At 69.1% G+C, this 14,033-nt stretch carries 13 protein-coding genes; 10 read left to right on the top strand and 3 right to left on the bottom strand.

Translation table 11 applies throughout. The annotated features are described in order from the left end of the window. Window positions 1-95 precede the first annotated feature (95 nt). Window positions 96-788: a demethylmenaquinone methyltransferase gene (locus OHA17_RS16830; protein ID WP_406507311.1), complete on the top strand. Its 693-nt coding sequence runs from the start codon at window positions 96-98 to the stop codon at window positions 786-788. On the opposite strand, the gene OHA17_RS16825 is transcribed toward OHA17_RS16830, so the two are convergent. Continuing rightward, window positions 789-1,349, bottom strand: coding sequence for a GNAT family N-acetyltransferase (locus OHA17_RS16825; RefSeq protein WP_406507310.1), 561 nt, complete (start codon window positions 1,347-1,349; stop codon window positions 789-791). Between the two features lie 100 nt (window positions 1,350-1,449). Between OHA17_RS16825 and OHA17_RS16820 the strand changes: the two genes are divergently transcribed. Further along, window positions 1,450-2,733 carry a geranylgeranyl reductase family protein gene (locus tag OHA17_RS16820; protein ID WP_388731890.1) on the top strand — a complete coding sequence of 428 codons (1,284 nt, stop codon included), beginning with the start codon at window positions 1,450-1,452 and terminating at the stop codon, window positions 2,731-2,733. A 33-nt stretch (window positions 2,734-2,766) separates the two neighbouring features. Here OHA17_RS16820 and OHA17_RS16815 read toward each other — a convergent pair whose 3' ends face one another. After that, on the bottom strand, window positions 2,767-3,309 hold the full coding sequence (locus OHA17_RS16815; protein ID WP_053728791.1) for a hypothetical protein: 543 nt from the start codon (window positions 3,307-3,309) through the stop codon (window positions 2,767-2,769). Between the two features lie 146 nt (window positions 3,310-3,455). Beyond that, entirely contained in the window at window positions 3,456-4,286 is an 831-nt protein-coding gene (locus OHA17_RS16810) for a C40 family peptidase (protein ID WP_398875781.1), read from the bottom strand. 744 nt (window positions 4,287-5,030) lie between these two features. Here OHA17_RS16810 and OHA17_RS16805 point away from each other — a divergent pair. The 8 genes from OHA17_RS16805 to nuoH are packed head-to-tail and all read left to right on the top strand — an operon-like array spanning window position 5,031 to window position 13,969. Then, on the top strand, window positions 5,031-5,390 hold the full coding sequence (locus OHA17_RS16805) for an NADH-quinone oxidoreductase subunit A (RefSeq protein WP_406507309.1): 360 nt from the start codon (window positions 5,031-5,033) through the stop codon (window positions 5,388-5,390). Window positions 5,391-5,407: 17 nt separating this feature from the next. Next, complete coding sequence (locus OHA17_RS16800) at window positions 5,408-5,962, top strand: NADH-quinone oxidoreductase subunit B family protein (RefSeq protein WP_053728789.1); 555 nt, start codon at window positions 5,408-5,410, stop codon at window positions 5,960-5,962. After that, the gene (locus OHA17_RS16795; protein ID WP_053728788.1) at window positions 5,959-6,684 is read left to right on the top strand and encodes an NADH-quinone oxidoreductase subunit C; all 726 of its coding nucleotides are present in this window, start codon (window positions 5,959-5,961) and stop codon (window positions 6,682-6,684) included. Before OHA17_RS16800 ends, OHA17_RS16795 begins: the two co-directional genes overlap by 4 nt. Further along, complete coding sequence (locus OHA17_RS16790) at window positions 6,684-8,006, top strand: NADH-quinone oxidoreductase subunit D (protein WP_406507308.1); 1,323 nt, start codon at window positions 6,684-6,686, stop codon at window positions 8,004-8,006. Before OHA17_RS16795 ends, OHA17_RS16790 begins: the two co-directional genes overlap by 1 nt. Window positions 8,007-8,023: 17 nt before the next feature. Further along, window positions 8,024-8,758, top strand: a complete 735-nt coding sequence (gene nuoE, locus OHA17_RS16785; RefSeq protein WP_398875872.1) for an NADH-quinone oxidoreductase subunit NuoE — start codon at window positions 8,024-8,026, stop codon at window positions 8,756-8,758. After that, window positions 8,758-10,119 (top strand): NADH-quinone oxidoreductase subunit NuoF, encoded by a 1,362-nt coding sequence (gene nuoF / locus OHA17_RS16780; RefSeq protein ID WP_406507307.1) that lies wholly within the window; start codon window positions 8,758-8,760, stop codon window positions 10,117-10,119. The genes nuoE and nuoF overlap by 1 nt, the downstream gene beginning before the upstream one ends. Then, window positions 10,116-12,620 carry an NADH-quinone oxidoreductase subunit G gene (locus tag OHA17_RS16775; RefSeq protein ID WP_406507306.1) on the top strand — a complete coding sequence of 835 codons (2,505 nt, stop codon included), beginning with the start codon at window positions 10,116-10,118 and terminating at the stop codon, window positions 12,618-12,620. Before nuoF ends, OHA17_RS16775 begins: the two co-directional genes overlap by 4 nt. Beyond that, a complete protein-coding gene (gene nuoH, locus OHA17_RS16770) occupies window positions 12,617-13,969 on the top strand; it encodes an NADH-quinone oxidoreductase subunit NuoH (RefSeq protein ID WP_406507305.1) in 1,353 nt (450 codons plus the stop codon). Before OHA17_RS16775 ends, nuoH begins: the two co-directional genes overlap by 4 nt. Window positions 13,970-14,033 lie beyond the last annotated feature (64 nt).

Here is a 14,033-nt window from a genome sequence, read left to right as displayed (position 1 = left end):
CGCCCCCGTGGCACGGAAAGGAGAATGTACGTGGCCCGGCTGTGCCGGTGAGGGCCGGGCACCCGGCTGTGCGGCCTACTGCTTGAATGGGAAGCGTGACCCGCGCATCCCTGGACAAGCAGCCGCACGAAGTCGCCTCGATGTTCGACGACGTCGCGGCGCACTACGACCTCACCAACGACGTGCTCTCCCTCGGCCAGACCCGGCTGTGGCGCAAGGAGGTCGCGAAGGCGGTCGACGCGCGGCCCGCGCAGAAGGTGCTCGACCTCGCGGCCGGCACGGCCACCTCCTCGCAGCCCTTCGCCGCGGCGGGCGCGTACACCGTGCCCTGCGACTTCTCGCTCGGGATGCTCAAGGTCGGCAAGGAGCGCCAGCCCCATATGCCGTTCACGGCGGGCGACGCGACGAAGCTGCCCTTCCGCGACGACACGTTCGACGCGGTGACCATCTCCTTCGGGCTGCGCAACGTCCAGGACACGGACGCCGCGCTGCGCGAGATGTACCGGGTGACCAAGCCGGGCGGCCGGGTCGTGATCTGCGAGTTCTCGCAGCCGACGTGGAAGCCGTTCCGGACGGTGTACACCGAATACTTGATGCGGGCGCTGCCCCCGGTGGCCACGGCGGTGTCCTCCAACCCAGACGCGTACGTCTACCTCGCGGAGTCGATCCGGGCCTGGCCCGCCCAGGGCGCGCTGGCCGCGCGGCTTCAGCAGGCGGGCTGGTCCAAGGTGGCGTGGCGGAACCTGACGGGCGGGGTCGTGGCGCTGCACCGGGGTTTCAAGGGCTGATCAGTCCTCACCAAGCTCCAGCCGGAAGCACGGGATCTCCAGGCCCGACACCTTCGACTCGTACGTTCTCGACAGGGTCATGCCCAGCCGTTCCGTCACCGCCAGCGAGCGGGTGTTGTCCGGGTGGACCATCGCCACCACGTGGTCCAGGCCCTTCGCGCGGACGCGGTCGAGCGTGGCGCGGGCCGCCGCCGTCGCGTAGCCGCGGCCCCAATGCGCGCGGCCCAGGCGCCAGCCGATCTCCACTTCGCCCGCCGGGCCCCAGTCGTCCAGGGGCCAGGGCTGGGCGCCGGTGAAGCCGATGACCTCGTCGTTCTCGTCCAGCATCGTCCAGAAGCAGAAGCCGTGCTCGGCGTCGTGCCTGCGCTGGCGGGCGGTCAACTCCTCGTAGACGGAGACCTCCGCGGACCGGCCGCCGTGGAACTCCATCACCTCCGGGTCGTCGAACACCCGGTGCCAGGCGTACGCGTCCTCCTCGGTGGGCACCCGCAGCCGTACTACGGGCAGCGGCTCGTCCGGTGCGGCGGACGGTATGGCGGACTCGGGGGAGTCGGAGGTCATGGCGTGGCAACCCTTCGCGATGTCGATCAACAGCCACCCATAGACTGCACATGTCCTGTGCTTCTCGGCACGCAAATTCGAGTCTTCGGGAGATCCCGCTGTGACCGAGCCGCTCTCCGAACACACCGCGGACGTGATCGTCGTCGGGGCCGGTCCGGCCGGTTCGACGACCGCGTACTACCTGGCCAAGGCCGGACTCGATGTGCTGCTCCTGGAGAAGACCGCGTTCCCGCGCGAGAAGGTGTGCGGCGACGGACTGACCCCGCGCGCCACCAAGCAGCTCGTCTCGATGGGGATCGACATCTCCGAAGAGGCCGGCTGGCTGCGGAACAAGGGCCTTCGGATCATCGGCGGCGGCGTCCGCCTCCAGCTCGACTGGCCGGACCTCGCCTCGTACCCGGACTACGGACTCGTGCGCAAGCGCGACGACTTCGACGAGCAGCTCGCCCGGCAGGCGCAGAAGGCCGGCGCGCGGCTGTACGAGCGCTGCAACGTCGGCGCCCCGATCGTCGACGAGCGCACCGGCCGCATCACCGGCGTCAACGCCAAGCTCGGCGAGGAGAAGACCCCGGTCACCTTCCACGCCCCGCTCGTGGTCGCCGCCGACGGCAACTCGACGCGGCTCTCGCTCGCCATGGGCCTGCACCGGCGCGAGGACCGCCCGATGGGCGTGGCGGTGCGCACGTACTTCACCTCGCCGCGGCACGACGACGACTACCTGGAGTCCTGGCTCGAACTCTGGGACCGGCGCGGCCCGCAGGAGCGCCTCCTTCCCGGCTACGGCTGGATCTTCGGCATGGGCGACGGCACGTCCAACGTCGGCCTCGGCATCCTGAATTCGTCCTCCGCGTTCCGCGAGCTGGACTGGCGCGAGATCCTCAAGGCGTGGTGCGCGTCCATGCCCGAGGACTGGGGCTACACCCCCGAGAACATGACGGGCCCGATCCGCGGCGCCGCTCTGCCGATGGCCTTCAACCGCCAGCCGCACTACACCAAGGGCCTGCTGCTCGTCGGTGACGCGGGCGGCCTGGTGAACCCGTTCAACGGCGAAGGCATCGCGTACGCCATGGAATCGGGGCAGATCGCCGCGGACGTCATCGTCCAGGCGCACGCCCGCGCGACGCCGTCCCAGCGCGAACTGGCCCTGCACGCCTACCCGAAGATCCTCAAGGACACCTACGGCGGCTACTACACGCTGGGCCGCGCCTTCGTGAAGCTCATCGGCAACCCGAAGGTCATGAAGATCGCGACCCAGCGCGGGCTCACCCACCCGATGCTGATGAAGTTCACCCTGAAGATGCTGGCCAACCTGACCGACCCGACGGGCGGCGACGCGATGGACCGCATCATCAACGGCCTCTCGAAGGTGGCCCCCAAGGCCTGAGCCGGGCGCGGTCTCCATAAGCGCCGCTCCCCTCTAGAAGCGCCGCTCCACCTCGTCCGTCCAGCGGACGGGGACTTCTCCGGCGAACCGGGACAGACCGGTGCGCAGTTCGTCCGCGGAGAGGTCCCCGCCCTGGCGGCGGGCCACGTATTCGTGCCGCTTGCCGCTGTGCAGCGTCACCCACACCGCGCGATGGTGCTCGTAGCCGCCCGCGTGGCTCTCGTCGCCGTGCTCCCAGATCGCCACGGTGCCGACCTCGATCTCCCGGACCTCCGCCCAGGGCGCGTCGAAGCGCGTGGCGAGGTGTATCCCCGCCGCGTCCGCGCGGATGACCGGGCGCACCGCCCCGTACACGCACGCCAGGACCAGGAACGCGCCGGCCCCCAGGACGAACAGGGCGAAACCCCAACCAAAGGCGAGTTTGGCCCAGTCGACGGGCCCGTGCCAGGGCCGGATGCCGGTCAGCATCCACAGGCCGAGCACCATGAACACGATCCCGATCGCGGCGAACATGCCGAGCCCGTCGGCGTAGACCTCGTACGACTGCGGATCCGAGTCCCGCACCTGCTCGTCCATGCGCACACCCCCTGATACGTGCATGTTGCCCCGGAACGGGCAGAGTTCAACACATTCCGGGCATGCCGAAGGGCCGTCGCTCCCGAGCGGGGGAGCAACGGCCCTTGCAGGCGGTGCGGATGCGGCTCAGAAGGCCGCTGTACGCCTCAGAGAACGCGGACGGCGCCGGTGGGCTGGTCCCAGTCCAGGCTGCGCTCGACGACACCCGTGGAGGGGTTCTGCGCGCCGACGAACTTGCCGCCGCCCACGTAGATCGCCACGTGGTACGCGGAGCCGGAGCCGCCCCAGTACAGGATGTCGCCCGGCTGCAGGTTGGACAGCGAGACCTGGGTGCCGGTGGCCGACTGGTCCTGCGAGACGCGCGGCAGGTCGACGCCGATCTGGCGGTAGGCGGCCTGCACGAGACCGGAGCAGTCGTACGCGCTGGAGCCGGTGGCACCCGAGACGTACGCCTTGCCGACCTGGGCCAGCGCGAAGTTCACGATGGCGGCGGCGGAACCGGTGGCGTTGGACGCCTTGAACGACGTGCCGGTGGAGGTGGAGCCGCCGTCCGACGAGGACTTGAGCGTGGTGCGCTCGGCGGAGCGGGAGGCGCGCTCGGCGGCGTCGGCCTTGGCCTTCGCCTCCGCTTCGGCCTTCGCCTTGGCCTCGGCTGCCTTCTGCTCGGCGTCGTCCTTGGCCTTCTTGGCGTCCTTGGCGGCGTTGGACGCGGCGGCGTCCTGGACGGCCTGGAGCTGGAGGTCGGCGGCGACCGTCTTGGTGGCCTGCGCCGTGGCGGCCGCGGTGGTCGCGAGGTCGCCCGTCAGGGTCGGCATCTCGATGGTCTCGTTCACCGGCTGGGCGGCGATGGCCGGGGCGGCCGCGCCTGCCAGCGCGATGGTGCTGAGGACGCCACCGGCAACTCCGGCCCGAAGCGAGACCTTCGAGGCGCTGCGGCGGGGCTTCCGGTGGCTGGGTATGTGAGCGGTGTGGGACATGGGTACAACCGCTATCAGGGGTTCAGGGTTCCCTTCAAGAAACGTGTGCTGCGCCACAGTTGATGTCGGAAGAGGTGAATCCGCTTCTTGCCAGCACTTATTGACGCCGTAACGGACAAAGCTGGCATGCGCGATCAGGGCTGTGATCATGTGTTTTCCATGAAACGCCCGAATTGCCCGACGCCTACCATCCCCTCACGTCGATGGCCAAGCCCCGTTGATTCGACGACCGTTGACGAGTGACGCAGGTCACATTGCGGGTTGATCCAGTCGGCCGAGGGGTGGGGGTGGGCCTCTCGGGGGGTGAAGGCGGCTCTCGTGAAGGGGTGCACGCGTCCACCTTTGGGCGTCGAAGTCCCTCCCCCGGGTGACGGGCGCCCGCTTATCACTGGACGGCTATCCATTGCCAATTTGCCTGTAGCGCACATCCCTTGATAACGCCAGACGGCCGACGACCAGCGGTAACACCTATAGATGTCACGTCTCGTGATCACTCGGGCGCTTCACGTATGAAGATCACCGCTCATCCGACTTCATGATCCTTCGTCAGGTGGTGGAGATCACAAAGACGTTGGCGCACCCCGTGTCGCAGATCACAGACCGCCGGGCATAGGATGCGGGGCAGTCGGGCTTGTGAACTGCCTCACATGTACGCGATCTTCGCGCTCAATGGGAGGCGGCGAGGCGTTCACGAGACCCGCTGTGCGGTCCAACGGTCAAGGACGACTGGAAGGAGCGAGGAGCGTGAATGCCTACGCGCCCATCCTCGTGCTCGGCGCCCTCGGGGCAGGGTTTGCGATCTTTTCCGTGATCATGGCCACGCTAATCGGCCCAAAAAGGTACAACCGGGCGAAACTTGAGGCGTACGAGTGCGGCATCGAACCCACTCCCACGCCGGCCGGCGGCGGCCGCTTCCCCATCAAGTACTACCTGACGGCGATGCTCTTCATCGTCTTCGACATCGAGATCGTCTTCCTCTACCCCTGGGCGGTCACCTTCGACGCCCTGGGGCTTTTCGGGCTCGTGGAGATGCTGCTCTTCGTGCTCACCGTCTTCGTCGCCTACGCGTATGTGTGGCGGCGCGGCGGCCTGGAATGGGACTGAGGGGCTGAGGGGCACCTATGGGACTCGAAGAGAAACTGCCTAGCGGCTTCGTACTGACCACTGTTGAGCAGGCCGCGGGCTGGGTGCGCAAGGCGTCCGTCTTCCCCGCCACCTTCGGCCTGGCCTGCTGCGCCATCGAGATGATGACGACCGGCGCGGGCCGCTACGACCTGGCCCGCTTCGGCATGGAGGTCTTCCGCGGCTCCCCGCGCCAGGCCGACCTGATGATCGTGGCCGGCCGGGTCAGCCAGAAGATGGCGCCGGTCCTGCGGCAGGTCTACGACCAGATGCCCAACCCCAAGTGGGTCATCTCCATGGGGGTTTGCGCCTCGTCGGGCGGAATGTTTAACAATTACGCAATTGTTCAGGGTGTTGACCACATTGTCCCGGTAGATATCTACCTGCCCGGTTGCCCACCCCGGCCCGAGATGCTGCTCGACGCCATCCTCAAGCTCCACCAGAAGATCCAGAGCTCCAAGCTCGGGGTCAACCAGGAGGAAGCGGCCCGCGAGGCGGAGGAGGCGGCCCTCAAGGCGCTCCCCACCATTGAGATGAAGGGGCTGCTGCGGTGAGCTCTCCCGACACTCCGGACACCCCCGAACAGAACGGCGTGCCCGCCCAGCGCGACGACACCGGCGAGGTCATCGGCGTACGCAAGGGCATGTTCGGCGCCGCGAACAGCGGCGACACGAGCGGCTACGGCGGCCTCGTACGCACCGTCACGCTGCCCGGCGCCTCCTCGCGGCCCTACGGCGGCTACTTCGACGAGGTGGCCGACGAACTCGAAGGCGCCCTGGAGGAGCAGGACCTGCTCCCCGAGAACGCGATCGAGAAGACGGTCGTCGACCGCGGCGAGCTCACCTTCCACATCGCGCGCGAACACCTCCAGCGCGTCGCCCGCACCCTGCGCGACGATCCCGCCCTGCGCTTCGAGCTCTGTACGGGCGTGAGCGGCGTCCACTTCCTCGGGGACAAGGGGCGTGAACTGCACGCCGTCTACCACCTGCGCTCCCTGACCCACGGCCGGCTGATCCGGCTCGAAGTGAGCGCCCCCGACAGCGACCCGCACATCCCCTCGCTCGTCGAGGTCTATCCGACCAACGACTGGCACGAGCGCGAGACGTACGACTTCTTCGGCATCGTCTTCGACGGCCACCCCGCCCTCACCCGGATCATGATGCCGGACGACTGGCAGGGCTTCCCGCAGCGCAAGGACTACCCCCTCGGCGGCATCGCGGTCGAGTACAAGGGCGCCCAGATCCCGGCTCCGGACCAGCGGAGGTCGTACAGCTGATGAGCACTTCACACGCTTCCGCCCGGGAGACCACCGAGGGACCCGTATATACGGTCACCGGAGGCGACTGGGACGAGGTCGTCCAGTCCGCGGCCAAGGCCGACGACGAGCGCATCGTCGTCAACATGGGCCCCCAGCACCCCTCCACACACGGGGTGCTCCGGCTGATCCTGGAGATCGAGGGCGAGACCGTCACCGAGGCCCGTTGCGGAATCGGTTATCTTCACACCGGCATCGAGAAGAACCTCGAATACCGCACCTGGACGCAGGGCACCACCTTCGTCACGCGCATGGACTACCTGACGCCGTTCTTCAACGAGACGGCGTACTGCCTCGGCGTCGAGAAGCTCCTCGGCATCACCGACCAGATCCCCGACCGGGCCTCGGTCATCCGGGTCCTGCTCATGGAGCTCAACCGGCTCTCCTCGCACCTGGTCTGCATCGCCACCGGCGGCATGGAGCTCGGCGCGACCACGATCATGATCTACGGCTTCCGCGATCGTGAACTCATTCTCGACCTCTACGAGTTGATCACCGGCCTGCGCATGAACCACGCGTTCATCCGCCCCGGCGGACTCGCCCAGGACCTGCCCGCGGGCGCGGTGGACCAGCTCCGCGAGTTCGTGAAGACCATGCGGAAGAACCTGCCGGAGTACGACAAGCTCGCCACCGGCAACCCCATCTTCAAGGCCCGCATGCAGGACGTCGGATACCTGGACCTGACCGGCTGCATGGCGCTCGGCGCCACCGGCCCGATCCTGCGCTCGGCCGGCCTGCCGCACGACCTGCGCAAGACCGACCCGTACTGCGGCTACGAGGACTACGAGTTCGACATCCCGACCGCCGACACCTGCGACTCCTACGGCCGCTTCCTGGTCCGCCTGGAGGAGATGCGCCAGTCGCTCAGGATCGTCGAGCAGTGCCTGGACCGGCTTGAGCCGGGGCCGGTCATGGTCGAGGACAAGAAGATCGCCTGGCCCGCGCAGCTCGCGCTCGGCCCGGACGGGCTCGGCAACTCCCTCGACCACATCAAGAAGATCATGGGCACCTCGATGGAGTCCCTGATCCACCACTTCAAGCTGGTGACCGAGGGCTTCCGGGTCCCCGCCGGACAGACCTACGTGGCCGTGGAGTCGCCCAAGGGTGAACTCGGCGTGCACGTCGTCTCCGACGGCGGCACCCGCCCCTACCGGGTCCACTTCCGCGACCCGTCCTTCACCAACCTGCAGGCCATGGCGGCCATGTGCGAGGGCGGCCAAGTCGCCGACGTCATCGTCGCCGTCGCGTCCATCGACCCCGTGATGGGAGGCGTCGACCGGTGACAGACATCCAATTGGGCATGCCTCAACTGCCCGCGCCCGACTACCCGGCCGATGTACGCGCCCGGCTGGAGGCGGACGGCAAGGAGATCGTCGCCCGCTACCCGGACAGCCGCTCCGCGCTGCTGCCGCTGCTCCACCTCGTACAGGCGGAGGAGGGGTACGTCTCGCGCACCGGCATGGCCTTCTGCGCGGACCTCCTGGAGCTGACGACGGCCGAGGTGACGGCCGTCGCCACGTTCTACTCCATGTACCGGCGGGGGCCCTCCGGCGACTACCAGGTCGGCGTCTGCACCAACACGCTGTGCGCGGTGATGGGCGGCGACGCCATCTTCGACGAGCTGAAGCGGCACCTGGGCGTCGGCAACAACGAGACCACCGACGACGGCAAGGTCACCCTCGAACACATCGAGTGCAACGCCGCCTGCGACTTCGCGCCCGTCGTGATGGTCAACTGGGAGTTCTTCGACAACCAGACCCCCGAGTCCGCCAAGCGCCTCGTCGACGACCTGCGCGCGGGCCGCCAGGTCGAACCCACCCGGGGCGCGCCCCTGTGCACGTACAAGGAGACCGCGCGCATCCTCGCCGGCTTCCCCGACGAGCGGCCCGGCGCGGTGGCCGCGACCGGCGGCGCGGGACCCGCCTCGCTGGCCGGCCTCAGGCTCGCCCGGGGCGAGACGCCGGGAGCCCGCGTGGTGCACCCCCGCGGCGAGGAACCGCACGACGAGCGCCCGGCCAACGAGGAGGGGGAGTGATGACCTTGGCAACCGAGATCGAAGGAAACGGGAACGGGAGCAGCCCCGAGAAGCTCCTGTCACCGGTCCTCTCCGCCTTCTGGGACCAGCCCGAATCCTGGACCCTGGAGACCTATCGGCGCCACGACGGCTACGAGGGTCTGCGCAAGGCGCTCGCCATGACGCCGGACGACCTCATCGCGTACGTCAAGGACTCCGGTCTGCGCGGCCGTGGCGGCGCCGGCTTCCCCACCGGGATGAAGTGGCAGTTCATTCCCCAAGGAGACGGCAAGCCGCATTATCTAGTTGTCAACGCCGACGAGTCGGAGCCCGGGACCTGCAAGGACATCCCGCTCCTGTTCGCCAACCCGCATTCCCTCATCGAGGGGATCGTGATCGCCTGTTACGCGATCCGGTCGTCGCATGCCTTCATCTATCTGCGGGGCGAAGTCGTCCCCGTACTGCGGCGGCTGCACGAGGCCGTCAAGGAGGCCTACGCGGCGGGCTACCTCGGCAAGAACGTCCTCGGCAGCGGTCTGGACCTCGAACTCACCGTGCACGCGGGCGCGGGCGCGTACATCTGTGGCGAGGAGACCGCACTCCTGGACTCCCTCGAAGGCCGTCGCGGCCAGCCCCGGCTGCGACCCCCCTTCCCCGCGGTAGCCGGTCTGTACGCGTGCCCCACTGTCGTCAATAACGTGGAATCCATCGCGTCGGTTCCCGCGATCCTGCACCGCGGAAAAGAGTGGTTCAAATCGATGGGCAGCGAGAAGTCGCCCGGCTTCACGCTGTATTCGCTGAGCGGGCACGTCACCAGTCCCGGCCAGTACGAGGCGCCGCTCGGCATCACGCTGCGCCAGCTGCTCGACATGAGCGGCGGGATGCGCAAGGGCCACCGGCTCAAGTTCTGGACGCCGGGCGGCTCTTCGACCCCGATGTTCACCGACGAGCACCTCGACGTGCCGCTGGACTACGAGGGCGTGGGCGCGGCCGGATCGATGCTCGGCACCAAGGCGCTCCAGTGCTTCGACGAGACCACCTGCGTGGTGCGGGCGGTGACCCGCTGGACCGAGTTCTACGCCCACGAGTCCTGCGGCAAGTGCACACCGTGCCGTGAAGGGACGTACTGGCTGGTCCAGTTGCTCCGCGACATCGAGGCCGGCCAGGGCTCGATGGACGACCTCGACAAGCTGAACGACATCGCCGACAACATCAACGGCAAGTCGTTCTGCGCGCTCGGCGACGGCGCCGCCTCGCCGATCTTCTCCTCGCTCAAGTACTTCCGCGACGAGTACGAGCAGCACATCACGGGCAAGGGCTGCCCCTTCGACCCCGCCAGGTCCACGGTCTGGGCGGACGACAGCACGGAGGTGAACGCATGACTGTGACGACGAGTAGCGCTTCCTCCGGGGGCGGCGAGGCGGCCGTGCCGCCGGAGGACCTCGTCTCGCTGACCATCGACGGCATCGACATCAGCGTCCCCAAGGGCACCCTGGTGATCCGCGCCGCCGAACAGCTCGGCATCGAGATCCCGCGGTTCTGCGACCACCCGCTGCTCGACCCGGCCGGCGCCTGCCGCCAGTGCATCGTCGAGGTCGAGGGCCAGCGCAAGCCGATGGCGTCCTGCACCATCACCTGCACCGACGGCATGGTGGTCAAGTCCCAGCTCTCCTCGCCGGTCGCCGAGAAGGCCCAGCGCGGAGTGATGGAACTCCTCCTGATCAACCACCCGTTGGACTGCCCGGTCTGCGACAAGGGCGGCGAGTGCCCGCTGCAGAACCAGGCGATGCAGGTCGGTGACACGGATTCGCGTTTCGAAGGCAAGAAGCGCACCTATGAGAAGCCGGTCCCGATCTCCACCCAGGTGCTCCTGGACCGCGAGCGCTGCGTCCTGTGCGCCCGCTGCACCCGGTTCTCCAACCAGATCGCCGGCGACCCGATGATCGAGCTGATCGAGCGGGGCGCGCTCCAGCAGGTCGGGACGGGGCAGGGCGACCCGTTCGAGTCGTACTTCTCCGGAAACACCATCCAGATCTGCCCGGTCGGCGCGCTGACCTCGGCGGCGTACCGATTCCGCTCCCGGCCCTTCGACCTCGTGTCGTCGCCGTCGGTGTGCGAGCACTGCGCGGGCGGCTGCGCGACCCGCACCGACCACCGGCGCGGCAAGGTCATGCGGCGCCTGGCGGCCGACGACCCCGAGGTCAACGAGGAGTGGATCTGCGACAAGGGCAGGTTTGGATTCCGGTACGCGCAGAAGGCGGACCGTCTGACCACGCCCATGGTGCGCGACTCGGAGACAGGTGAGCTCCAGCCGGCCAGCTGGCCCGAGGCACTTGAGGCGGCCGCCGCCGGACTCGCCGCCACGCGCGGCCGGGCCGGGGTGCTCGCCGGCGGCCGGCTGACCGTCGAGGACGCGTACGCCTACGCCAAGTTCGCCCGGATCGCCCTCGACACCAACGACGTCGACTTCCGGGCCCGCGTGCACTCCGCCGAGGAGGCCGACTTCCTGGCGGCCCGGGTCGCCGGACACGGCCGGGACCTCGACGGGCGGGGCGCCACCTACACCTCCCTGGAGAAGGCACCGGCGGTTCTGCTCGCCGGGTTCGAGTCCGAGGAGGAGGCGCCCGGCGTCTTCCTGCGGCTGCGCAAGGCCTGGCGCAAGCACGGCCAGCGCACCTTCTCGCTCGCCACCCACATGACCCGCGGCCTGCACAAGGCGGGCGGCACGCTGCTGCCCGCCGCGCCCGGCACCGAGACTGAGTGGCTGGACGCGCTCGCGGGCGGCGTCGGCCTGGACGCGGACGGCACGAAGGCGGCCGAGGCACTGCGCTCCCCGGGCGCCGTCCTCGTCGTCGGCGAACGGCTCGCGGCCGTGCCCGGCGCGCTGACCGCCGCCGTGCGCGCGGCCTCGGCGACCGGCGCCGACCTGGTGTGGATCCCGCGCCGGGCCGGCGAGCGCGGCGCGGTGGAGGCGGGCGCGATCCCGTCGCTGCTGCCCGGCGGCCGTCCGGCCACCGACCCGCGCGCCCGCGAACAGGTCGCCTCGGCCTGGGGCGTACGCGAACTCCCGCACCGCTACGGGCGCGACACCGGCCAGATCGTCGAGGCCGCGGCCACCGGCGAGCTGGGCGCGCTGCTCGTCGCGGGCGTCGACCCGGCGGACCTGCCGGACCCGGCGCGCGCCCGCGAGGCCCTCGAAGAGGCCTTCGTGGTCAGCCTGGAGCTGCGGCCCACCGAGGTCACCGCCCACGCGGACGTGGTCTTCCCGGTCGCGGCCGTCGCCGAGAAGCCCGGTACCTTCCTCAACTGGGAAGGCAGGGCCCGCCTGTTCGAGTCCGCGCTCAAGCCGGAGCAGCTGACCCGCACCCCGGCGCCCACGGACGCCCGCGTGCTGCACATGCTGGCCGACGCACTCGACGTCCATTTCGGGCTGCCCGATCTCCGTTCCGTACGCGGCGAGATGACGCGGCTCGGCACCTGGGACGGGCCGCGCGCGAGCGAGCCCCTGGAGTCGGCGCAGCCGCTGCCGAGGCCCGGCGAGGGCGAGGCGGTCCTGGCAGGACACCGGATGCTGCTCGACCAGGGCTCGCTCCAGGAGGGCGACGAGGCGCTGGCGGGCACGCGGCACGCGGCCGTGGCCCGGCTTTCGGCGACCACCGCGGCCGAGTCCGGCGTCAAGGACGGCGACCTCCTGGAGGTCACCGGACCGTCCGGAAGCGTCCAACTCCCGCTCCGGGTCAGCGAGATGGCCGACCGGGTGGTGTGGCTGCCGCTGAACTCCGTCGGCGGCGGCGTCACCGCCGACACCGGCGCGGTCCCCGGCCAGGTCGTCCGCGTCGGCCCGGCCGTTACGGAAGCCCCCTCGGAGGTGGTGGAGGCGTGATCACGCTCGCTGCGGAGGACCTCTCCCTGTTCGGCCGCGACCCCTGGTGGCTCGTCGTCGTCAAGGCCGTCTTCTGCTTCGCGTTCCTGATGGTGACCGTGCTGTTCTCCATCGTGTGGGAGCGCAAGGTCGTCGCCTGGATGCAGCTGCGCATCGGCCCCAACCGGCACGGCCCCTGGGGCATGCTCCAGTCGCTCGCCGACGGCATCAAGCTGATGCTGAAGGAAGACGTCATCGTCAAGCGGGCCGACAAGGTCGTCTACGTCCTCGCCCCGATCATCGCCGCGATCCCGGCGTTCATGGCGATCGCCGTGATCCCGTTCGGGCCCTCGGGCAACGAGGTGTCGATCTTCGGCCAGCGCACCACGATGCAGCTCACCGACCTGCCGATCGCCATGCTGTACGTGCTGGCCGTCGCCTCGGTCGGCATCTACGGAATCGTGCTCGCGGGCTGGTCGTCCGGCTCGACGTACCCCCTGCTCGGTGGCCTGCGCTCCTGCGCGCAGATGATCTCGTACGAGATCGCCATGGGCGCGGCGTTCGCCTCGGTCTTCCTCTACTCCGGCTCGATGTCGACCTCGAAGATCGTCGAGGCGCAGGGCGACCGCTGGTACATCGTGCTGCTGCCGGTCTCCTTCATCATCTACATCATCACGATGGTCGGCGAGACCAACCGGGCCCCGTTCGACATGCCGGAGTCCGAGGGCGACCTGGTCGGCGGCTTCAACACCGAGTACTCGTCCATCAAGTTCGCGATGTTCATGCTCGCCGAGTACGTCAACATGGTCACCGTCTCGGCCGTCTCGGTCACCCTCTTCCTCGGCGGCTGGCGCGCGCCCTGGCCCATCAGCACCTTCTGGGCGGGCGCGAACCACGGCTGGTGGCCGATGCTCTGGTTCGTCATCAAGGTCCAGCTGCTGCTCTTCTTCTTCATCTGGCTGCGCGGCACCCTGCCCCGGGTCCGCTACGACCAGCTGATGAAGCTCGGGTGGAAGGTCCTCATCCCGGTCTCCGTGGTCTGGCTGATGCTGGTCGCGACCGTACGGGCGCTGCGCAACGACGGCTACGACTTCTCGAAGATCGTGCTGTACGTCGGCGGCGCGGTCATCGCGGTGCTGCTGATCTCCTTCGTCGCGGACGTCTTCCGCGGCAAGAAGGAAGCCGAGGAGGCGAAGGCGCCGCCCGCGGCCTTCGACCCGATGGCCGGCGGATTCCCGGTGCCCCCGCTGCCCGGCCAGACCCTTCCGCCCGTACCTCGCCGACGGCCGCGTCAGGAGCGCGAGTTGATTGTCAGTGGCGGGGCCGATACTGAGAGTGACCGAGAAGGAAGGGAGGACGACGGTGCCTGAGTCATCGACCGGTAAGTCGGGGAAGCCTGGAGAGTCGGGGAAGCCCGGGGAGTCGGGGGAGAAG

This window comes from Streptomyces sp. NBC_00212 (assembly GCF_045206365.1).
Lineage (GTDB): Bacteria > Actinomycetota > Actinomycetes > Streptomycetales > Streptomycetaceae > Streptomyces.
This window is presented reverse-complemented; position numbering and strand designations above follow the sequence as displayed.